This window comes from Cupriavidus laharis (assembly GCF_914271435.1).
Lineage (GTDB): Bacteria > Pseudomonadota > Gammaproteobacteria > Burkholderiales > Burkholderiaceae > Cupriavidus > Cupriavidus laharis.
Window position 1 is genome coordinate 201,705 of record NZ_CAJZAI010000005.1, and the last position, 22,561, is coordinate 224,265.

The 22,561-nt window shown below is 67.5% G+C and carries 15 protein-coding genes and 2 riboswitches; of the genes, 6 read left to right on the forward strand and 9 right to left on the reverse strand.

The annotated features are described in order from the left end of the window. Positions 1-8: 8 nt before the first annotated feature. From putA to LDO29_RS13075, 5 genes are all read left to right on the forward strand, one after another. Complete coding sequence (putA, locus tag LDO29_RS13055) at positions 9-3,977, forward strand: trifunctional transcriptional regulator/proline dehydrogenase/L-glutamate gamma-semialdehyde dehydrogenase (protein ID WP_224080205.1); 3,969 nt, start codon at positions 9-11, stop codon at positions 3,975-3,977. 147 nt (positions 3,978-4,124) lie between these two features. Next, positions 4,125-5,276, forward strand: coding sequence for a branched-chain amino acid ABC transporter substrate-binding protein (locus LDO29_RS13060; RefSeq protein WP_224080206.1), 1,152 nt, complete (start codon positions 4,125-4,127; stop codon positions 5,274-5,276). A 162-nt stretch (positions 5,277-5,438) separates the two neighbouring features. Next, on the forward strand, positions 5,439-7,406 hold the full coding sequence (locus LDO29_RS13065) for a tetratricopeptide repeat protein (protein WP_224080207.1): 1,968 nt from the start codon (positions 5,439-5,441) through the stop codon (positions 7,404-7,406). A 154-nt stretch (positions 7,407-7,560) separates the two neighbouring features. After that, a complete protein-coding gene (locus LDO29_RS13070; protein ID WP_224080208.1) occupies positions 7,561-8,796 on the forward strand; it encodes a cation:proton antiporter in 1,236 nt (411 codons plus the stop codon). After that, positions 8,796-9,911: a YbdK family carboxylate-amine ligase gene (locus LDO29_RS13075; RefSeq protein WP_224080209.1), complete on the forward strand. Its 1,116-nt coding sequence runs from the start codon at positions 8,796-8,798 to the stop codon at positions 9,909-9,911. The genes LDO29_RS13070 and LDO29_RS13075 overlap by 1 nt, the downstream gene beginning before the upstream one ends. Before the next feature lie 20 nt (positions 9,912-9,931). Here LDO29_RS13075 and LDO29_RS13080 read toward each other — a convergent pair whose 3' ends face one another. The 8 genes from LDO29_RS13080 to LDO29_RS13115 form a co-directional block, all read right to left on the reverse strand. Further along, entirely contained in the window at positions 9,932-10,396 is a 465-nt protein-coding gene (locus LDO29_RS13080) for a hypothetical protein (RefSeq protein ID WP_224080210.1), read from the reverse strand. A 152-nt stretch (positions 10,397-10,548) separates the two neighbouring features. Continuing rightward, complete coding sequence (locus LDO29_RS13085) at positions 10,549-11,286, reverse strand: MBL fold metallo-hydrolase (RefSeq protein WP_224080211.1); 738 nt, start codon at positions 11,284-11,286, stop codon at positions 10,549-10,551. An 84-nt stretch (positions 11,287-11,370) separates the two neighbouring features. Continuing rightward, a complete protein-coding gene (locus LDO29_RS13090; protein WP_224080212.1) occupies positions 11,371-12,747 on the reverse strand; it encodes an L-serine ammonia-lyase in 1,377 nt (458 codons plus the stop codon). A gap of 54 nt (positions 12,748-12,801) precedes the next feature. Continuing rightward, positions 12,802-13,338, reverse strand: a complete 537-nt coding sequence (locus LDO29_RS13095; RefSeq protein ID WP_224080213.1) for a DUF421 domain-containing protein — start codon at positions 13,336-13,338, stop codon at positions 12,802-12,804. 116 nt (positions 13,339-13,454) lie between these two features. After that, a complete protein-coding gene (gene gcvP, locus LDO29_RS13100) occupies positions 13,455-16,385 on the reverse strand; it encodes an aminomethyl-transferring glycine dehydrogenase (RefSeq protein WP_224080214.1) in 2,931 nt (976 codons plus the stop codon). A 162-nt stretch (positions 16,386-16,547) separates the two neighbouring features. Beyond that, complete coding sequence (gcvH, locus tag LDO29_RS13105) at positions 16,548-16,928, reverse strand: glycine cleavage system protein GcvH (protein WP_029046545.1); 381 nt, start codon at positions 16,926-16,928, stop codon at positions 16,548-16,550. A 104-nt stretch (positions 16,929-17,032) separates the two neighbouring features. Then, on the reverse strand, positions 17,033-18,160 hold the full coding sequence (gene gcvT, locus LDO29_RS13110; protein ID WP_224080215.1) for a glycine cleavage system aminomethyltransferase GcvT: 1,128 nt from the start codon (positions 18,158-18,160) through the stop codon (positions 17,033-17,035). A 95-nt stretch (positions 18,161-18,255) separates the two neighbouring features. After that, positions 18,256-18,380: riboswitch (glycine riboswitch) on the reverse strand. A gap of 21 nt (positions 18,381-18,401) precedes the next feature. Continuing rightward, positions 18,402-18,490: riboswitch (glycine riboswitch) on the reverse strand. Positions 18,491-18,553: 63 nt separating this feature from the next. Next, positions 18,554-18,790 (reverse strand): glycine zipper 2TM domain-containing protein, encoded by a 237-nt coding sequence (locus LDO29_RS13115; protein WP_224080216.1) that lies wholly within the window; start codon positions 18,788-18,790, stop codon positions 18,554-18,556. Positions 18,791-19,058: 268 nt separating this feature from the next. On the opposite strand from LDO29_RS13115, the gene LDO29_RS13120 reads away from it, so the two are divergent. Continuing rightward, a complete protein-coding gene (locus LDO29_RS13120; RefSeq protein WP_224080217.1) occupies positions 19,059-21,155 on the forward strand; it encodes a UvrD-helicase domain-containing protein in 2,097 nt (698 codons plus the stop codon). A 155-nt stretch (positions 21,156-21,310) separates the two neighbouring features. Here the strand turns inward: LDO29_RS13120 and LDO29_RS13125 are convergent, their stop codons facing one another. Next, positions 21,311-22,453, reverse strand: coding sequence for an ABC transporter substrate-binding protein (locus LDO29_RS13125; RefSeq protein WP_224080218.1), 1,143 nt, complete (start codon positions 22,451-22,453; stop codon positions 21,311-21,313). Positions 22,454-22,561: the final 108 nt, after the last annotated feature.

A 22,561-nucleotide genomic window follows, 5' to 3' on the forward strand; every position in this document is an offset into this window, starting at 1 on the left:
CAGCTCGCATGGCCACCACCACTCTCGGCGTCAAGCTTGACGACGCCTCGCGCGATCGCCTCAAGCGCGTCGCCCAATCCATCGACCGTACGCCGCACTGGCTGATCAAGCAGGCGATCTTCACGTACCTGGAGCAGATCGAGCACGGCCACCTGCCGCATGAGGCGACGGCTGGCGGTGCGGCGGATGCGGACGGCGCTGACGCGGGCGACCTGGCCCATGCGGACGGTGCGCCCCAGCCTTTCCTGGAGTTCGCGCAAAGCATCCAGCCGCAGTCCGTGCTGCGTGCCGCCATTACTTCTGCCTATCGTCGTCCTGAGACCGATTGCGTGCCGGTGCTGCTGGAACAGGCCCGGTTGCCGCAGCCGCAGGCCGAGGCCGCCATCAAAATGGCCAAGAAGCTGGCCACGGCGCTGCGCGAGCAGAAGGTCGGCACCGGCCGCGAAGGCCTGGTGCAGGGCCTGATCCAGGAATTCTCGCTGTCGTCGCAGGAAGGCGTGGCGCTGATGTGCCTGGCCGAGGCGCTGCTGCGCATTCCCGACAAGCCCACGCGTGACGCGCTGATCCGCGACAAGATCAGCGGCGCCAACTGGCAGTCGCATCTGGGCCAGAGCCCGTCGCTGTTCGTCAACGCCGCCACCTGGGGCCTGCTGCTGACTGGCAAGCTGGTGGCCACGCATACCGAGTCGGGCCTGAGCAAGGCGCTCACGCGCATCATCGGCAAGGGTGGCGAGCCGCTGATCCGCAAGGGTGTGGACATGGCCATGCGCCTGATGGGCGAACAGTTCGTCACCGGCGAAACCATTTCCGAAGCGCTCGCCAACGCGCGCAAGTACGAGGCGCAAGGCTTCCGCTATTCCTACGACATGCTCGGCGAAGCCGCGATGACGGAAGAGGATGCGCAGCGCTACCTCGCTTCCTACGAGCAGGCAATCCATGCGATCGGCCAGGCCTCGCGCGGCCGCGGCATCTATGAAGGCCCAGGCATCTCGATCAAGCTGTCGGCGCTGCACCCGCGCTACAGCCGCGCCCAGCACGAGCGCGTGGTGACCGAGCTGTACGAGCGCCTGAAGTCGCTGACGCTGCTGGCACGCCAGTACGACATCGGCATCAACATCGACGCCGAAGAAGCGGACCGCCTGGAAATCTCGCTGGACCTGCTCGAGCGCCTGTGCTTCGAGCCCGAGCTGGTCGGCTGGAACGGCATCGGCTTCGTGGTGCAGGGCTACCAGAAGCGCTGCCCGTTCGTGATCGACTACCTGATCGACCTGGCGCGCCGCAGCCGCCACCGCCTGATGATCCGCCTGGTCAAGGGTGCCTACTGGGACAGCGAGATCAAGCGCGCCCAGGTGGACGGGCTGGAGGGCTACCCGGTTTACACGCGCAAGGTCTACACCGACGTGTCGTACCTGGCATGCGCGCGCAAGCTGCTCTCGGTGCCGGACGCGATCTACCCGCAGTTCGCCACGCACAACGCGCACACGCTGTCGGCCATCTATCAGATCGCCGGCCACAGCTATTACCCCGGCCAGTACGAGTTCCAGTGCCTGCACGGCATGGGCGAGCCGCTGTACGACCAGGTGGTGGGCCCCGTCGCCGACGGCAAGTTCAACCGCCCGTGCCGCATCTACGCGCCGGTCGGCACGCATGAGACGCTGCTGGCCTACCTGGTGCGCCGCCTGCTCGAGAATGGCGCCAATACCTCGTTCGTCAACCGCATTGCCGACGACACGATTTCGCTCGATGAGTTGGTGGCCGACCCGGTGGCCGTGGTCGAAGCCATGCATCGCGACGAAGGCACGCTCGGCCTGCCGCACCCGAAGATCCCGTCGCCGCGCGGCCTCTATGGCAAGTCGCGCGCCAATTCGGCCGGTATCGACCTGGCCAACGAACACCGGCTGGCGTCGCTGTCGTCGGCGCTGCTGGCCGGTACCAGCGAACGCGTGGCGGCCGAGCCGATGCTCGGTGCCGAGGTGCCGGGCGCGCCCGATGCCATCACCACGCCGGTGCTGAACCCCGCCGACCACCGCGACGTGGTGGGCCAGGTCACCGAGGCCAGTCCGGCCGACGTGGATGCCGCCCTTCAGGCCGCCGCCAACGCGGCGCCGATCTGGCAGGCCACGCCGCCCGACGTGCGCGCCGCCGCGCTGGAGCGTGCCGCCGACCTGATGGAAGCGCAGATGCAGTCGCTGATGGGAATCATCATGCGCGAGGCCGGCAAGACCTTCTCCAACGCCATCGCCGAAGTGCGTGAAGCCGTCGACTTCCTGCGCTACTACGCCGCCGAGGTGCGCCGCAGCTTCGACAACGAGACGCACCGCCCGCTGGGCCCGGTCGTCTGCATCAGCCCGTGGAACTTCCCGCTGGCGATCTTCACTGGCCAAGTGGCCGCGGCGCTCGCCGCCGGCAACACAGTGCTGGCCAAGCCCGCGGAGCAGACCCCGCTGATCGCAGCCGCCGCCGTGCGCCTGCTGCGCGAGGCGGGCGTGCCGGCGGGCGCGGTGCAACTGCTACCGGGCCGCGGCGAGACCGTCGGCGCGGCGCTGGTGGGCGACGCGCGCGTCAAGGGCGTGATGTTCACGGGCTCGACCGAAGTGGCGCGCATCCTGCAGCGCAATATCGCCGGCCGCCTCGATGCCGCCGGCCGCCCGATTCCGCTGATCGCCGAAACCGGCGGCCAGAACGCGATGATCGTCGACTCCTCGGCGCTGGCCGAACAGGTGGTGGGCGACGTGGTCAACTCGGCGTTCGACTCGGCCGGCCAGCGCTGTTCGGCGCTGCGCGTGCTGTGCCTGCAGGAAGACGTGGCCGACCGCGTGCTCGAGATGCTCAAGGGCGCCATGACCGAGCTGGCCATGGCCAACCCGGACCGTCTGTCCACCGACGTGGGCCCGGTCATCGATGACGAGGCGCGCGGCAATATCGTGCGCCATATCGACGCCATGCGCGCCAAGGGCCGCCGCGTGCACCAGGCCGACCCGAATGCCCCGCAGGGCGCGAGCTGCCGCCACGGGACCTTCGTGCCGCCGACGCTGATCGAGCTCGACAGCATTGAGGAACTCAAGCGCGAAGTGTTTGGCCCCGTGCTGCACGTGGTGCGTTTCCCGCGCGCGTCGCTGGACACCATGATCGGCCAGATCAACGGCACCGGTTATGGCCTGACGATGGGTATCCACACGCGTATCGACGAAACCATTGCGCAGATCGTGCAGCACGCCGACGTGGGCAACCTGTACGTGAACCGCAATATCGTCGGTGCCGTGGTGGGCGTGCAGCCGTTCGGCGGCGAGTCCTTGTCCGGCACCGGCCCGAAGGCCGGTGGCCCGCTGTACCTGCACCGCCTGCTGTCGGTCTGCCCGCAGGATGCGGTAGTGCACAGCGTGCGCCATGCGGAGGCTTCGGGCACCGCGCCGGCCACGCCGGAGCGCCCGGTCGCCGCGCAAGCGCTGAAGGACTGGGCGAAGACGGAGATGCCCGAGGTGGCCGCCGCATGCGACCGCTTTGCCGAAGCCTCGGCCGCCGGCATTTCGGTGACGCTGCCCGGGCCGACCGGCGAGCGCAATACCTACTCGCTGCTGCCGCGCCATCACGTCCTGTGCCTGGCCGCGCAGGAATCGGATCTTGCCACGCAACTGGCGGCCGTGCTGGCCGTCGGCAGCCAGGCTGTCATGGCGGAAAACCCTGTTGCCCGCGGGCTGTTTGCACGGTTGCCTAAGGGCGTACAATCGCGCGTCCGCCTCGTGGCCGACTGGACTTCACCGGAGGTCGAGTTCGACGCGGTGATCCACCATGGCGATTCGGACCAGTTGCGCACCATATGCGAACAGGTGGCAGCGCGGCCGGGCCTGATCATCGGCGTACAGGGCCTGGCGCAGGGTGAGCCGAATATCGCGCTGGAGCGTTTGCTGATCGAGCGCTCGCTGTCGGTCAACACCGCGGCCGCTGGCGGTAACGCCAGCCTGATGACGATCGGCTGAGCCGGCGCGGACAAAGTTTGATGTGCGTATGCGCGGCGGCGATCCTGCCGCCATACGCATCCATAGGGGCGGAGCGCCCAGCCGGCGTTCCCGATAAGCGTAGAAAAGACGCAGCAGACAGGCTGAACCAGCCACCAAGGAGAACTGATGACCTCGACATTCCACAAGACGGCCCTGACCGTTGCCCTGACTTTCGCCGGCCTGACCGGTGCCACGGCAGCCTTCGCCCAGGCGCAGGAAATCAAGCTCGGCTTCGCCGCGCCGATGACCGGCGGCCAGGCCCAGTACGGCAAGGACATGCAGAACGGCGTCGTCCTCGCCATCGAGGACATGAACGCCACCAAGCCGAAGATCGGCGGCAAGGAAGTCAAGTTCGTGCTGGTGTCGGAAGACGACCAGGCCGACCCGAAGACCGGTTCCGTGGTGGCGCAGAAGTTGGTGGACAACGGCATCCAGGGCATGCTGGGCCATTTCAACTCGGGCACCAGCATCCCGGCCTCGATGGTCTACAATCGCGCCGGCATTCCGCAGATCGCCATGGCGACTGCGCCGGAATACACCAAGCAAGGCTTCAAGACCACCTTCCGCATGATGACCTCCGACACCCAGCAGGGTTCGGTGATCGGCGCCTTCGTGGTGAAGAAGCTGGGCGCGAAGAACATTGCGATCGTTGACGACCGCACCGCCTACGGCCAGGGCCTGGCCGACGAGTTCGAGAAGGCCGCCAAGGCCGCCGGCGGCAAGATCGTGCGCCGCGAGTTCACCAACGACAAGGCGGTGGACTTCAAGGCCGTGCTGACCAACATCAAGCGCAGCAACCCGGACATCATCTTCTACGGCGGCGCCGAGACGCAGTCTGCTCCGATGGCCAAGCAGGTCAAGGAACTGGGCATCAAGGCCCCGCTGGTGTCGGGCGAAATGTCCAAGACCGACAACTTCCTGAAGCTGGCCGGCCCGGCTGCCGACGGCACCGTGGTGTCGCTGGCCGGCCTGCCGCTGGACCAGATGCCGGGCGGCGCCGCGTACGAGAAGAAGTACGAGAAGCGCTTCGGCACCAAGGTGCAGACCTATTCGCCGTACGCCTATGACGGCGCCACCGCGATGATGACGGCCATGATCAAGGCCGGCTCGGCCGACCCGGCGCGCTACCTGCCGGTGCTGGCCGCCACCAACATGCAGGGCGTCACCACCAAGACGCTGGCGTACGACGCCCGTGGCGACCTGAAGGACGGCGGCATCACCGTCTACAAGGTGGTCGGCGGCAAGTGGACCGTGCTGGAGACGGTTGGCGGCAAGTAAGCCGGCCGGCACCAGCCTGAAGAACGCCACCCGCCCGGTGGCGTTTTTTTCTTGGCAATCCTAAAGATTGAACTGGCCGCTGCCGTTTGTTGTCCCGGATGGGGGATCGTCCCATTGGCGCATAATCCCGCATTCGCATATCCAATCCAGAAGGAGCAGTACGTGTCCGTGCAGGAAGTCAGCTACGACCGCGCAATCGACCTGGCCGGTGAAGGCCGGTTCGATGAGGCGCTGGAAATCGCCGGCCAGTTGTCCCAGGCCCGGCCCGAAGTGGTCGATTTCGTCACGCTGCGGGCACGGCTGCATTTCGACAAGGGCGATGCGCAGGCAGCCTTCGCCGTGCTCGACGACGCATTGGCGCGGCTGGAATCGCTGGGCCTGGCGGCGCCACACCGCTGGGCCTCGCGTGGGGTGATCGCGCATCGCTACGGTGCGATGCTGTTGAGCCTTGGCCGCGACCGCGACGCGCAGCCGTGGCTGCACGAAGCCGCGCGGCGCAATGGCCTGGTGTCGGGCGAATGGGCCGCGCATTTCCATGCAGGCCTGGCCTGCTACCGGCTTGGTGACCTGGCCGGCGCCGGCCGCTACTGGCATGACCTGCTGTACCGGGCCCCCGACCTTGGCGCCGAGGACATCCTGCCGCTGGTGGGCGATGCCATCGCGCGCGCCGAGGTCGCCGGCCAGCCGGTCGAGCCCATGATGCGGGTCTGCCTGGGCCGCATCGCACTGGACAACCCGGACCTGCTGGAGCTCGAACCGGAGGCCGCCGACGCGCTCGCCGGCGAGCAGGCCGGCCTGGTGCTGGCCGATTTTCCCGATCATCCGCAGGCCCGCCGACTGCGCGCGCCGCTGCGCTTCGGCACCGGCGACGCCGACGGCGCCCAGGACGACCTGACCGTCTACCAGCGCCAGTGCCCCGACCCGCAGACCGAGGTACGCGCCATGGCGTGGCGCCACCAGGCTGCAAAGGCCGCCCAGGCCGGCGCGCAGGGTGCCGATGCCCAGCCTTGGCTGAATTTCAGCCTGACCACCCAGTGCGACGATGGCGCCGGCTACTACCGTGCCGCCACGGCGCTGGGCGAGTTCATCGACCAGGTGCCGCAGGCCGAAGCCGCGCTGCGGCCCCGCCTGGTGGAGGCTTGCCAGCTTGGCGTGGCACGCTTCGAAAACTACTTCGCCACGGATGAAGGCGATGCCGGCGGCCATGGCGGCAACGCCGACCCCCACGTCTATTCGCTGCTGTGCCGCCTGCTGGCGCGCAGCCTGCCCGACGACGCGGCCAGCCTGGACGCGCGCATCGCCCTGCACCGTAAGGGCATGGCGGCGAGCGAGTTCATCGACCACTGGATCGACCTGCTCGACTGCCACACCAGCGCCGGCCAGCACCAGAAAGTGGTGGAGCTGGCGGGCGAGGTGCTCAACCGCTATCCGCTCGAACGTAACCCGGCCGATGTGACGTGGGCGTTCAGCCGGCTGATCGCGGCCTGGAAGGCCATCGGCGGCGCCGAGGCGGCCGAGGCTGCCGGCGCGGCCATGGCGCACATGGATGCCCGCCTCGACGCCCTGCCCGTGGAGGCACGCAGCGAGGCCGCGCATCCGATGGCGCATGCGCGCGCCCACTACGCCGCGCTGGTGCAGGCGCGCATGGACGGCATGGACCAGCACGACCGCACCGATGCGCTGGCCGAGATCGACGCCCAGCAGCGCCGCGCGCTGCTGGTGGAGGACGTGTGGCTGTTCAACCGCTTCGGCCAGGTCTGGCGTGACCTGGGCGACCACGAACGTGCCCTGCCGCTGTTCGAGCAGGCCGTCGCCATGACCGAAGGCGATGCGTGGGACCAGGCCGCGCCGCGCATCCAGCGCGCGCTGATCCACAACGCGGCCGCACGCCATGCGGCTGCGCTGGAGGACTTCGCCGCCGCGTTTGCCGCACGTGACGACTGGGATGCCGAAACCTGGCTGCGCGCCGTGGAGTCGGCTGTCGGCCTCGGGCAGCGGGAGACGGCGCTCGCCTACTTCGACAAGGCGCGTGCCGCGGGCGCCGGCGAAGGCCGCACGCGCGGCCTGAACATGAAGGTCGAGACCGCCCTGCGGGCGACTCGGCCCAAGTGGAAGCTGTGGGGCGTCTGACGCCGTCCTGACGTCCCCCGCTTGGGGTAATTCCGCAATGAGAAACGCCATCAGCGAAGATGGCGTTTTTTATTGAAAGTTAGAAGCAAAATTTGGCGCATTCCGTGCGGTGTCAGACAATCACTGACAAGGAATGTCATGTGCTTCCATTACCATGTCACGCATGAATGGACTGAGCCAACTTTTCCCGTCACTTCCGCTCGCGCCCGGCGGCCTGTTCTGGGTCGGCCTGGCGCTGGTCGGCGCCGGCCTTGCGGGCGAACTGAGCCGCCGCTGGCTGCGTTGTCCCCGCATTGTCGGCTACGCGGCGGCGGGCCTGTGCGCGGGCATGCTCGGGCGCAGCATCGTCGACGACAACATGATCGCCCAGACCCGTATCCTGATCGATATGGCGCTGGCACTGGCCCTGTTCGAACTGGGGCACCGTCTTTCGCTGACCTGGCTGCGCGCCAACCGCTGGCTGTTGCTGACCAGCGCCTTCGAAAGCCTGCTGACCTGGGGCCTGGTCGCCGCGGTGCTGCAATGGATCGGGGCCTCGCCAGCCATTGCCATCCTGGCCGGCGGCATCGCGGTGAGCACGTCGCCGACCATCGTGTTGCAGCTCAAGAACGAACTGCGCGCCGAAGGCCAGGTGACCGAGCGCCTGATGGCCATGGCCGCGCTCAACAGCATCTACGCCGCCGTGATCGTGCAGGTGGCTACCGGCTGGCTGCATTCGGAGTATGGCAACCTGGGCGCCGCGCTGCTGCACCCGCTCTACCTGCTGGTCGGCTCCTGCCTGCTGGCCTGGGTGGTTGGCAAGGTGGGCCACGCCATCTACGGCCGGATGTCGGTGGACGATCACTACAGCTTTCTCGTGCTGGTGGGCCTGGTACTTTTCACACTGGCGCTGACCCGGGTACTAAAATTGTCGATGCCGATCGCGCTGTTGCTGGCCGGTGTCGTGTTCAAGCACCAGGATAGCCAGCCGCATGTGTGGCCGACGCACTTCGGCAGCGCCGGCAGCCTGCTGATCATTGTCATGGTGGTATCGCTGGGCCTGCCTCTCACCGCGCATGACTGGGTGGTCGGCGGCGCCTATGCCGTGGTGCTGGTGCTGTTGCGCCACACGGCCAAGCTGGCGGGCGTGGTGTCGCTGGGTTCGTTCTCGGGGCTGAGCCTGCGCCAGTGCATGGCGCTCGGGCTGGCGCTGGCACCCATGTCGGGCCTGGCGTACCTGCTGATGAACGACGTCGCGCGCTTGTATCCGGGTACCGGGGAACCTCTGGCCGCCATCATCCTGTGCGCGCTGGCCATCGAGCAACTGCTGGGCCCGGTGATCGCGGCCTGGGCACTGCGCTTCGCCGGTGAAGTCCGTGCCGATCTGCGCAGCAATGGAGGAGGGCGCTGATGTCGCTCGAACCGTTCAAGCATTCCGAGGCGCTGACCTTCGGCGTGGAGCTGGAGCTGCAGCTGGTCAACCGGCACGATTACGACCTGGCGCCATTCGCGCCCGACCTGCTCCGCGCGCTCAAGGGTGCCCAGCATGCCGGCGACATCAAGCCGGAAATCAGCCCGTCGATGATCGAGATCAGCACGGGCATCTGCCATACCTATGACCAGGCGGTGGAAGAGCTGACCACCATGCGCGACCTGATGCAGGCCGCGGCGCGTTCGCTCAACCTCGGCATCAGCGGTGGCGGCACGCATCCGTTCCAGCAATGGGCCGACCGTATCATTTCCGATTCGCCGCGGTACCAGTACATCTCGGAGCTGTATGGCTACCTCGCCAAGCAGTTCACGGTGTTCGGCCAGCATGTCCATATCGGCTGCCCGAGTGCGGACGAATCGCTGTTCCTGCTGCATGCCATCGGCCGCTACGTGCCGCACTTTGTCGCGCTGGCGGCGTCCTCCCCCTACGTGCAGGGCGTCGATACCGGCTTCGCGTCGGCGCGGCTGAATTCGGTTGCGGCCTTCCCGATGAGCGGGCGCGCGCCGTTCCTGCTCACGTGGGACGCCTTCACCGCGTACTTCGAGAAGATGCGCAATACGGGCGTGATCGAGAGCATGAAGGACTTCTACTGGGATATCCGCCCCAAGCCCGAATTCGGCACGATCGAGGTGCGCGTGATGGATACGCCGCTGACGGTCGGCCGCGCCTGCGACATCGCCGCGTACATCCAGATGCTGGCGCGCTACCTGCTGCTGTCGCGCCCGTTCATGCCACAGGAAGACGACTACCTGGTCTACACCTTCAACCGCTTCCAGGCCTGCCGTTTCGGGCTGGAGGGCGAATATGTACATCCCAACGAGCTGACGCGCCGGCCGATCGCCGAGCACATCCTGTCGATCTGCGATGCGCTGGTCCCGCATGCCGAGGCATTGGGATCGCTGCAGGCGCTGGCCAACATCCGCGCGCTGGCCGAGCGGCGCGACGGTGACGCCGAGTGGCTGCGCCAGGTCGACGCCGATGCGCGAAGCCAGCGCGAAACCGTGCGCCAGGCCTGCGAGCGCTGGGCAGCCTGACGCTGCCCACGGCGCTCACCTCACTTCACTGTGTAGCCGCGCCCCTGCATGCACGCCCCCCAGGCCTGGTAGTAGCTGGACATCGCCTGGCCGGTGTTGGCCGCGGCCTGCTGATTGGCGGCTGCGGCCTGCCGGCGCGATTGCCGGTGGGCGACGCCGCCCGCGACTGTGCCAACCGCCGCACCCTTGCCGGCATCGCCCGCGATCGCTCCCACTGCCGCGCCCGCCGCCGCCCCGCGCACGCGCTGGCCGCCTTGCGCCTGTGCAGGGGGGGGCGCGGCTGCGGCCTGGGCCGGGTCGACGCCGGTCTGCTGCTTGGCCCAGCTATAGCACGCGCCATCGTCGCTGGACTGTTGCTGCTGGCTCTGTCCCTTGGCGGGATAGGCAATCGGCTTTTGCTGCGCCTGGGCCGGTGCGACGGCCAGCGTAGCCAGCACCGCCGCCAGCGTACCCAATCCACGGCGTGCATTCCCGTTAGGTTTCATGACGAAATCCCCTGTGAGTGGGCCGGCGCGCTGGATGCGTCACGCTGCAGCGCATCCGCACGCCAGAATGGGTGGAGAGATCAGTATTGCAGCGGGTGGCGCGAAGTCAATTCAGAGTTTTGGACGGACGGAATCGGCGAGTTCGCCGCGCATCATGCGCCGTGGGGCACGCTTTCGCCGTCGCGCAGCCCGAGCCGCCTGTTGGCCGGCACTGCCACGTCGATCAGCTTCGGCCGGGGCAAGTTCAGGTTGCGCATCATCTCGATGAACTCGTCGCGCGAGCGTCCGGCCACGCGGCTGTTATGCGCGCGCTCCCGCCCGATGGTCGACGATGTGTGGCCCTTGTAGTCGTGCGCCGGGTAGACCAGCGTGTCGTCGGGCAGTGCAAACAGCTTGCGCGTCAGGCTGTCGTACAGCGTGCCGGCATCGCCCGACTGGAAATCGGTGCGCCCGCAGCCGTCGATCAGCAGCGCGTCACCCGTGAACACGCGGCGCGCCACGCCATCGGCCGCCAGCTCTTCCCACAGGTAGCTCATGCTGCCGGCGGTATGGCCCGGCGTATGGATGGCTCGCAGCACCTGCGCGCCGAAGGCAAGGGTATCGCCATCGATCAGCTGCTTCTGCGCAGGCTTGATGTCACACCCGGACGGCGCCGCGGTATGCGCGCCGGTCTGCATGGCCACGTGGCCTGCGGAAGTGATGTGGTCGGCATGCGCATGCGTTTCCACCACCCACGCAAGCCTGGCCCCTGCCTCGCGCAGCACGGCCATGTCGCGCTCGAACTGGTGGTCGACCGGATCGATCAGCACGGCCTCGCGCGTGGCGGCATCGATCAGCAGGTAGGTGAACGTTGACGAAGTTTCGTCGAACAGCTGGTAGAAGGTTTGCATGGCCGCCTCGCTCTTGCTTTGGTTCTTGTGGGCACCAGCGGTGGCGCCCTTGGGAGCCTGGCGCCATCATACGCCCCAACGGCCTCAGCACTCCACGATATTCACAGCCAGCCCGCCGCGCGCCGTTTCCTTGTACTTGGTTTTCATGTCGGCGCCGGTCTCGCGCATGGTCTTGATGACCGAATCGAGCGATACGTAGTGCGTGCCGTCGCCGCGCAGCGCCATGCGCGCCGCGTTCACCGCCTTGACCGAAGCCATGGCGTTGCGCTCGATGCATGGGATCTGCACCAGCCCGCCCACCGGATCGCAGGTCAGGCCAAGGTTGTGCTCCATGCCGATCTCGGCGGCGTTCTCCACTTGCGCGGGCGAGCCGCCCAGCACCGCCGCAAGCGCGCCGGCCGCCATCGAGCAGGCCACGCCCACCTCGCCCTGGCAGCCGACTTCGGCGCCCGAGATCGACGCATTGAGCTTGTAGAGCAGGCCGATCGCGCCGGCGGTGAGCAGGAAGTCCACCACGCCCTGGCGGTTGGCGCCGGGCACGAAGCGGTCGTAGTAGTGCAGCACGGCCGGGATGATGCCGGCCGCGCCGTTGGTCGGCGCCGTCACCACGCGGCCGCCCGCTGCGTTTTCCTCGTTGACCGCAATGGCATAGAGGTTGACCCAGTCCATCACGGACAGCGGGTCGGACAGTGTACGCTCGGCGCGCTCGGTCAGGCTGCGGTACAACTCCGGCGCGCGGCGGCGGACCTTGAACGGGCCCGGCAGTTCGCCGTCGGTGCGGCAGCCGCGCACTACGCAGGCCTGCATCACGTCCCAGATATGCAGCAGCCCGGCGGTGACGTCTTCCTCGCTGCGCCACGTGAGTTCGTTTTCCATCATCAGGCGCGCGATGCTCTTGCCGCTCCCGCTCGCCATTTCCAGCATGTCCTTGCCAGTGCGGAACGGATGCGGCAGCTGCTGCGCCGCGTTGAGCACCTGCGTGTTGGGCGCGCCCGCGGTAACGACGAAGCCGCCGCCGACCGACAGGTAGCGTGCCTCGCGCAGCGACGTACCTTGCGCGTCGTACGCGTGGAATTTCATGCCGTTGGGATGCTCGGCCATGGCCTCGCGCCGGTAGAAGGCAATGTGCTCCTTCTCGACGAAGGGGATCGGGTGCCGGCCCAGCAGCGACAGCGTGCGGCTGGTGCGTAGCGCGCGCAGCCGGGTGTCGATGGAGTCGGGGTCGATGGTATCGGGCGCTTCGCCCATCAGGCCCAGCATCACGCCCTTGTCGGTGCCGTGGCCCTTGCCGGTGGCACCTAGCGAACCGTACAGTTCCACGCGCACGCTGGACACCCGCGGCAGCAGGCCGTCACGCTCCAGGCCATGCGCAAACATCAGGGCGGCGCGCATCGGTCCCACGGTGTGCGAGCTCGATGGGCCGATACCCACCTTGAACAGATCGAAGACGCTGACTGCCACGGACAAGCTCCTGAGGTCACTGCCGCCCGCGGATCGCAAGCGGACATTGCGGGTTCAAACGGCGTCGTCCTTGCCGACTTCACTCCAGACCGAGGCGGCCGACCTGGCCGGCGCAGTCTCGGCCGGCGGCTGGCGAGCCTTGACCGATACCGTGCCGTCGGTTTCCAGGATGGCGAAATGCACGTCGGCCACGTTGCTGCAGCCGGCGTGCCGCAGCACCTTGTTGAGGTCGTCGAAGCTGATGCGCTGGCTGCGCATCACGTCGCGCAGCACCTTGCCGTCATGGATCAGGAACTGCGGCCGGCCTTCGACGAGGACCTCCAGCCTGCGGCTGCGCCAGGTCAGATAGCCCAGCCCCGCATTGGCTGCCACCAGCGTCACCGCCAGGATCAGCCCTGCCGTCACGGAGTTGTCCCCGGCGTTCATGGCGTTCTGCACGGCATTGGACAGCACCAGCAGCAATACCAGGTCGAACGGCGTGAGCTGGCCGATCTGTCGCTTGCCCGACAACCTCAGCAGGGCCAGCACCGCGCCGTAGACGATCAGGCCGCGCAGCACGAACTCCCACCAGGGGGCACTGAGATTCCACATGCAGCCTCCGCTGTGCTGGTGGCGCCGCGACGCGCGGCGCCCCTATGGTCGAGCATAGCGCGCCTGGAGGCCGGCCGTAGCCGGACGCCAGGCAAAAGACGACCTCAGTCCGCGGCTCAGCCTTCGGCGTACTCGCTCATCGGCACGCAGCTGCAGAACAGGTTGCGGTCGCCATAGACGTTGTCGGCGCGCCCGACCGGCGGCCAGTACTTCTGCGTACGCAGCGATGCCACCGGATAGGCTGCCTCTTCTCGCGTGTACTTGCGGGTCCACTCGTTGGCGGTGACCACCGCCGCAGTGTGCGGGGCATGCTTGAGCGGGTTGTCGTCGCGGTCGAAGGTGCCGTCGGCGACGCGGCCGATTTCCTGGCGGATGGCGATCATCGCGTCGATGAAGCGGTCCAGTTCGTGCAGGGCCTCGCTCTCGGTCGGCTCGATCATCAGCGTGCCCGGCACCGGGAAGCTCATGGTCGGCGCGTGGAAGCCGTAGTCCATCAGGCGCTTGGCTACGTCCTCATTGCTGATGCCGGTGTCCTTCTGTAGCGGGCGCAGGTCCAGGATGCACTCGTGCGCCACCAGGTCGTGCTGGCCGGTGTACAGCACCGGGTAGTGCGGCGACAGGCGCTTGGCGACATAGTTGGCGGCCAGGATCGCGTTCTCGGTGGCGGCGGTCAGGCCGGCGGAGCCCATCATCGCGATGTACATCCACGAGATCGGCAGGATGCTGGCCGAGCCGAACGGCGCGGCCGATACGCCGCCGATGCCGTTGTCGTCGCGGCGATAGCCCACGCTGTCCTGGTTCGGCAGGAAGTCGGCCAGGTGCGCGCCCACGGCCACGGGACCCACGCCGGGGCCGCCGCCGCCGTGCGGGATGCAGAAAGTCTTGTGCAGGTTCAGGTGCGACACGTCGCCACCGAAGTGACCCGGTGCGGCAGTGCCGACCATGGCGTTCATGTTGGCGCCGTCCACGTAGACCTGGCCGCCGTGCTTGTGCACGATCTCGCAGATCTGCTGCACGCCCTGCTCGAACACGCCATGCGTGGACGGGTAGGTGATCATGATGGCCGCGAGGTTCTTGCTGTGCTGCTCGGCCTTCTTCGCCAGGTCTTCCAGGTCGACGTTGCCGTTCTCGTCACAGGCCACCACCACCACCTTCATGCCGGCCATCTGTGCCGACGCCGGGTTGGTGCCGTGCGCCGACGACGGGATCAGGCAGATGTCGCGATGGCTCTCGCCGCGGCTGGCGTGGTAGGCGTGGATGATCAGCAGGCCCGCATACTCGCCTTGCGAGCCGGCGTTCGGCTGCAGGCTCACCGCGGCGTACCCGGTGGCCGCACACAGCATGGCCTCGAGCTGGTCGATCATCTCGCGGTAGCCCACGGACTGGTCCAGCGGCGCGAACGGGTGGATCTGGCTGAACTCGGGCCAGGTCACCGGGATCATCTCGCTGGTGGCGTTCAGCTTCATCGTGCACGAGCCCAGCGGGATCATGGTGCGGTCCAGTGCCAGGTCCTTGTCGGCCAGCATGCGCAGGTAGCGCAGCATCTCGTGCTCGGCATGGTGCGTATTGAACACCGGGTGCGTCAGGTACGCGCTCTGGCGCGCGAGGCCGGCCGGGAAGGCGTCTTCGACTGCAGCTTCGATCGCGTCGAACGCCAGCGATGCCGGCAGCGGCTTGCCGTGCGAGAAGATTTCCCACAGCGCCACCACGTCATCGCGGGCGGCGGTTTCGTCCATCGACACGCCGATACGCGTGGCGCTGACGTGGCGCAGGTTGATGCCGCGCGCGGTGGCGGCAGCATGGATGGCCTCGGTATTGAAGCCGGTTTCGAGCGTCAGCGTGTCGAAGAACGTCGCGTTGGTGCGCGTGAAGCCTAGCATCTGCAGGCCGGCGGCCAGCGTGGCCGTCAGGCGGTGCACGCGCTGCGCGATGCGCTTGAGGCCCTGCGGGCCGTGGTACACGGCGTACATCGATGCCATCACGGCCAGCAGTACCTGCGCGGTACAGATGTTGGAGGTCGCCTTTTCGCGGCGGATATGCTGTTCGCGCGTCTGCAGGGCCAGGCGGTAGGCCTTGTTGCCCTGCGCGTCGATGGTCACGCCGACCAGGCGGCCCGGCATCGAGCGCTTGAAGGCATCCTTCACCGCCATGTAGCCCGCGTGCGGGCCACCGAAACCGAGCGGCACGCCAAAGCGCTGCGAGTTGCCAACGGCCACGTCTGCGCCCCATTCGCCCGGCGCGGCGATCAGCGTCAGCGCGAGCAGGTCGGCGGCCGCCACCACCAGGCCGCCGGCGGCGTGCACGGCGTCGGCAATGGCGCGGTAGTCGGTCACATCGCCGTTGACGCCCGGGTACTGCAGCAGCACGCCGAACGCGTGCGCCGAGGCCGCATCGGCAGCCGGGCCGACCTTCACTTCGATGCCCAGCGGCCTGGCGCGCGTGCGTACCACTTCCAGCGTTTGCGGCAGGACGTCGTCGGCCACATAGAAGGTGTTCGATGCGTGCTTGTTCACGCGCTGCAGCAGCGTCATGGCTTCAGCCGCGGCGGTGCCTTCGTCGAGCATCGAGGCGTTGGCGATATCGAGGCCGGTCAGGTCCATGACCATCTGCTGGAAGTTCAGCATCGCTTCCAGGCGGCCCTGCGAGATTTCCGGCTGGTACGGCGTGTACGCGGTGTACCAGGCCGGGTTCTCGAAGATATTGCGCAGGACCACGGCCGGGGTCAGCGTGTTGTAGTAGCCCTGGCCGATGAAGCTCTTGAGAACCTTGTTCTTGCCGGCCAGCGTGCGCAGCTTGGCCAGTGCCGCTTCCTCGGACAGCGGTGCGGTGAACTCGCCCATCGGCATGCCGTCGCGGCGGCGGATGGCTTCGGGGATCACGGCATCGATCAGCGCGGCGCGGCTGTCGTAGCCGAGCACCTTGAGCATGTGCTGCTGTTCGGGGGTGTCGGGGCCGATATGGCGGGCGGCGAAGGCGTCGCGCGCCTCCAGTTCGGCCAGCGTGGGCCGGTTACCTTGGGCAGCGGTCATGGGAAGCGGGGCGTTCATGGCAAGAACCTCGTTGGGGGCGCGGTGGCAGGTGGTCGGCCATGCCGCCGCGCATCAAAATCTGCTTGTCGTTCCCGCGCAGGCGGGAACCCAGTGACTTTTTCAGCGTTTCAGCGGCGCATCAAAGACACTGGATTCCCGCCTGTGCGGGAATGACGTGCGTCAGGCGCCGACGCTGGCCTTGTAGGCGTCGGCCGACATCAGGCCGTTGACATCGTCGCTGTTGGCCGGCTTGAGCTTGAACAGCCAGGCATCGAACGCGTCGGCGTTCACGCTTTCCGGCGCGGCCGTGGCGGCCTCGTTGACGGCGATGACTTCACCGGCCACCGGGGCGTAGATGTCGGAAGCGGCCTTCACCGATTCCACCACGGCGAGCGCATCGCCGGCGCCGACCGACTTGCCCACCTCGGGCAGTTCCAGGAAGACGATGTCGCCCAGCGCATCCTGCGCGTGGTCGGTGATGCCGATGGTCAGGGTGCCGTCGGCTTCGACGCGCACCCATTCGTGCGACTCGGTGTATTTCAGGTCAGCGGGGAAATTCATGAAGGTTCTCCGGATTCAGATTTGTTCTTGGTTCGGGCGCCTGCCATCGGTGGATGGGGCAGGCGCGACGGGCGACCGTTGTGGTGGGCCGGGGCGTTGCCGCCTCAGCTCACGAGTGCCTTGCCATTACGCACAAACGGCAGTTTAACCACAGTCGCCGCGAGTTTGCGGTCGCGGATCTCCACCTGCACGGTGTCGCCGACCGCCACGCCCATCGGCAGGCGCGCGAAAGCGACCGACTGCGACAGGGACGGGCTGAAGGTGCCGCTGGTGATTTCGCCGTCACCGGCGGCGGTGATGACCTTCTGGTGCGCACGCAGCACGCCGCCCTTGTCACGCAGGATCAGGCCCAGGAACTGCTGGCGCTGGCCAGCCGCGGCGAGCGCCGCCTTGCCGGTGAAATCGCGCTCGCTCTGCAGATCCACGGTCCAGGCCAGGCCCGCGTCCAGCGGCGAGGTGTTGATATCCATGTCCTGGCCGTACAGGTTCATGCCGGCTTCCAGGCGCAGCGTGTCGCGCGCGCCGAGTCCGGCCGGGCGCACGCCAGCGGCATCGAGCTTTTCCCAGACGGCGGCGACGTTTTCGGCGGGCACAACCAGTTCGAAGCCGTCTTCGCCGGTGTAGCCGGTGCGCGCGACCATGATCTCGCCGATGGAGGCGTCCTGGACCACGACGGCGTTGAACGGCTTGAGGGCGTCGGAAGGCTGGGTGGACGGGAAGGCGCTCCACACCTTGGCGCGGGCGTTCGGGCCTTGCACGGCGACGATGGCCAGGGGCAGCGCACCGGCCGGGGCCACATCGCCGCGGCGCGGGGTGATGCTCACGCCGCTGTCGGTGGCGTCGTTCCGGGCGCGGATCCATTCGATATCGCCAAGCGCCGTGCTGGCGTTGACGACCAGGCGGAAGCGGTCCTCGGCGAAGAAATAGACGATCAGGTCGTCGATCACGCCGCCTTTCTCGTCGAGCATGCACGAGTAGAGCGCCTTGCCCGGCGTCTGCAGCTTGTCGACGTTGTTGGCCAGCAGGCCTCGCAGGAAGGCGCGCGTATTCGCGCCGGCCAGGTCGACCACGCACATGTGCGACACGTCGAATATGCCGGCGTCGCTGCGCACCGCGTTGTGTTCTTCAATCTGGGAGCCGTAGTTGACCGGCATGTCCCAGCCGCCGAAGTCGACCATGCGGGCGCCGAGGGCGCGGTGGATGGCATTGAGGGGCGTGGCCTGGAGCGTCATGGAATCCTCGGGCAGTCTCGGGTTGCGAAAACAAAAAAAGGGTCATCCGCCGCAACGCTTGCTTCGCCCGAATGGCGTTGCAATCCGCTGCGGCGGATGACCCCTCTGTCCTCGATACCTGAGAGATTACGAGACGGATCCGCTGGACCTCATCCTCGCGCGCCCCTTCGGTGGGCACGCTCGCCATTGATGGCGGGTGCCGCTCTCCAGAGTGCGGCATGCATCGTGTGCATATTGCATGCCGATCCGAACGGTCCGTGGTGCCTGAGAGTTTTCGGGTGATACCCCTTCGGCGGCGCAAGACTGTGCGCGCTCTCCCGGTCGGATGCGCGCAATGTACGGGAGGGCCCTGCCTTTGTCAACGCGGCAGGCCCGCCCGCTGTTGCCACGAAATTAGCGGTGATGGTGGTTGTCGTCCGTGACCACGTTGCCGATCACGCCGCCGAGGGCGGCACCGCCCAGAGTGCCTACCGCGCTGCCGTTGGTGAGCACGGCACCGCCCACCGCGCCGGCGCCCGCGCCGATGGCGGTGTTACGTTGCTTTGGCGTCATATCGGCACAGCCGCCCGCCAGGGCGGCTACCGCCACGCCGACCAGTGTCGCTTTGCCAAGGGCTCGTAGTGTTTTCATGATTGGCTCCGGAAGTGACTTCGAATACGTTGGGGGCGGATCGGAATCCATCCCGCCATACTGATTAGAAGCCGCGGCATACCGCGGGTTTTGGGACTTACCAAGTGTTACCTCGGTAATGTCCGCGGCAAGGAAATAGCGATTTCCGCTGACAGAACACCCTCGGCCGAGCGTGTTAACATGGCCGGCTTCGCGCCGGCCGCCGGCATGCTGCGGCATGTTGTGTACCAAGCGCCTCCACCGCCCACCCACGCCAGACATCCCGCGCATGACCCACGGCCTGAACGCTGCCCAATCCGAAGCCGTCCGCTACCTGGACGGGCCCTGCCTCGTCCTTGCCGGAGCGGGTTCGGGCAAGACGCGCGTGATCACGCAGAAGATCGCGCACCTGATCGAGGACAAGGGCTTCGAGCCGCGCCACATCGCCGCCGTCACCTTTACGAACAAGGCGGCCAAGGAGATGCAGGAGCGTATCGGCAAGCTGATGGAAGGCAAGACCACGCGCGAGGGCAAGCGCCTGCGGCTCAAGCAGCTCACGGTGTGCACGTTCCACTCGCTCGGTGTGCAGATCCTGCGCCTGGAGGCCGAACACGTGGGCCTGAAGCCGCAATTCTCGATCATGGATTCGGACGACTGCTTCGGCCTGATCCAGGAGCAGCTCGGCACCACCGACAAGAAGCTGATCCGCGGTGTGCAGGGCACCATCTCGCTGTGGAAGAACGGCATGGTCGATCCCGAAACGGCGATCGCGCAGGCCGCCAACGCCGACGAGCACCAGGCCGCGCTGGTCTACCGCAACTATGTGGCCACGCTGCACGCCTACCAGGCGGTCGATTTCGACGACCTGATCCGCCTGCCCGCCGAACTGTTCGCGCGCAATGAAGCAGTGCAACTCAAGTGGCAGAACCGCCTGCGCTACTTCCTCGTCGACGAATACCAGGACACCAACGCATGCCAGTACCAGTTGCTCAAGCTGCTGGCGGGCGGCTCGCACCTGCGCGCGCCGGCGTTCACCGCCGTGGGCGACGACGACCAGGCCATCTACGGCTGGCGCGGCGCCACGCTGGACAACCTGCGCCTGCTGCAGACCGATTTCCCCGACCTCAAGGTCGTCAAGCTGGAACAGAACTACCGCTCCACGGTGCGCATCCTGGAGGCCGCCAACGCGGTCATCGCCAACAACCCGAAGCTGTTCGACAAGAAGCTGTGGAGCGAGCACGGCATGGGCGACCCGATCGCCGTCCACCCGATGAACGACGAGGAGCACGAGGCCGAGTCGGTGGTGTTCCGCCTGTCCGCGCACAAGTTCGAACGCCGCGCGCAGTTCCGCGACTACGCCATCCTCTATCGCGGCAACCACCAGGCGCGGCTGTTCGAGCAGATCCTGCGGCGCGAGCGCATCCCGTACGTGCTGTCGGGCGGCCAGAGCTTCTTCGACAAGGCCGAGATCAAGGACATCTGCGCCTACCTGCGGCTGATCGCCAACCCGGATGATGATCCTGCCTTCATCCGTGCCATCACCACGCCGCGCCGCGGCATCGGCAACACCACGCTCGAAGTGCTGGGCACGTTCGCGGGGCAGGCCAAGGTGTCGCTGTTCGAGGCGGCCATGATGGGTGGCATCGAAGCGAAACTGCAGCCGCGCCAGCTGGAGCCGCTGCGCGTGTTCTGCGAATCGATGGTGCGCCTGGCCGACCGCGCGACGAAGGACCCGGCCAGCGTGGTGCTGGACGACATGATGGAAGGCATCCACTACGAAGCCTACCTGTACGACGCGTTCGACGAACGGCAGGCCCAGTCGCGCTGGACCAACACGCTGGAGTTCCTCGACTGGCTCAAGCGCAAGGGCACGCGGCCCGAGCCGGACGGCGAGAGTGAAGCCACTGGTTTCGACAGTGCCGATGGCTTCGGCGACGAAGGCAAGAACCTGCTCGAACTGACACAAACCGTGGCGCTGATGAGCATGCTCGAAGGGCGCGAGGAAGATCCCGACGCGGTGCGCCTGTCCACGCTGCATGCGTCCAAGGGGCTGGAGTATCCGCACGTGTTCCTGGTCGGCGTGGAAGAGGGCATCCTGCCCCATTGCCGCGAGGACGAGGACATGGGCGACGAGAAGATCGAGGAAGAGCGCCGCCTCATGTACGTGGGCATCACGCGCGCCCAGCGCAGCCTGCACATCAGCTGGTGCAAGAAGCGCAAGCGCGCGCGGGAGACCTATTCCTGCGAGCCGTCGCGGTTCATCGGCGAGATGAAGCTGGAAGAGGCGCCTGCGCCGAAGGACGAAACGCCCGCGATGAGTCCCAAGGATCGGCTTGGCGCGCTGAAGGCGCTGCTCGGCAATGGTGGCAAGGCGGCGCAGGGTTGAGGCTGCGCAGGTGATGCCCCGATGGCCCGTGCGGCTGTGGTATCCCTGCTGATACAGGGCGGTACCAGCGGGACATGGCTCGACGGGGGGGCCGCGCCTGATATGTTCTGGCGTTGGCGCGGAGCGAGGCCGGCGGCCTGCGCGTGCGTATCAACTTACCGCGCCCCTGAGGCGGCGAGCTGCACGTAGCGCGAGCCGCGCTGGCCCTGCGTGAAGTCGAGCGTGAAATCGCCCACGTCGATGCGTGCCTGCAGCGCGCGCCGCAACTCCGCGGAGCCGCCGCCGCGCCATGCGCCGAGGGCGCGTACCAGCCATGCCGCACCGATGTATCCGGCGATGGTCGCAGGCGAGGGTGGCTCGTCAAGGTATTGCTTCATGCGCACCACGTGTTCCTTGACCACGCGCAGCGTGGCGGCCTGCGGGCCGGGCGCGACCTGCGTCAGCACCATGCCGCCCGGGTAGCCTGCGCCGAGCACTTCACGCGCCACCGTCGGGCTGACTGCAGAAAGCCCGACCAGAAATCCATACCAGCCTTGCGCGGCCAGGGCCCGGCCGAGGCCGGCATAGGCCAGCGTGTCGCCCGCCACGATCACGGCGCCCGGCCGTTGCGCCGCGATGCTGCGCGCGGCGGCCTCCGGGTTGCTGCCCAGCGGTACTGCACGGGTGCCCATCGCAGATTCAAGCCGGCCCAGCCACGATGCGCCATCACCGGGCACGGTCGAGGCAAATTCCGCCGAGACAGCCAGTGCTACGCGTGTCAGCCCATAGTCGCGCAACTGCTTCACCGCAGTGTCGAGCTCGGCCTGGTAGTCGGCGCGCGTGAACCAGACGTTGTCCGCGTTCAGCGCGAGACCCGAGAGCGGCGCCACGATCTGCACGCCGCGCCGGTGCAGTTCGGACGAGGCCGCCAGCGCCGGCAACAGTCGGTCGCCGGGGCCGAACAGCAACTCGGCATGTTCGCCGTCCACGAGCGACAGCGCCTGCATGAGCGCCGCGCGCGGATCGGCATCGGCGTCGCGCACGACATGCGCGATCCGTACCGGACCGCCACCGGCGTTGGCCGCGTCGAACATGACCTTGGCGCCTGCCAGGTAGTCGCGCGCCAGGTCGGCCTGGGCGCCGTTGCGGTCGAGCAGATGGCCGACCACGACGGTGCGCCGGGCCGGCGACTGGGCCAGGGCCAGCGGTGCGGCGGCCAGGCCGCCAAGCGCGGCCATCAGCTGGCGGCGTCGCGCAGAGGCTGGCAGCGTTTCGTTGCGCAGCGATGGGTACGTCGGAAAGTGCGGGATCGAGTGCATGGGGACGGGGATGGCTGGTGCTCCAGGCGGTGGCTGCCAGAGGTGCGGGGCGCAGCGTATCCGGCACCCATGACAGAAATGTGACGAAATGCCCCCGCTGACGTGGGG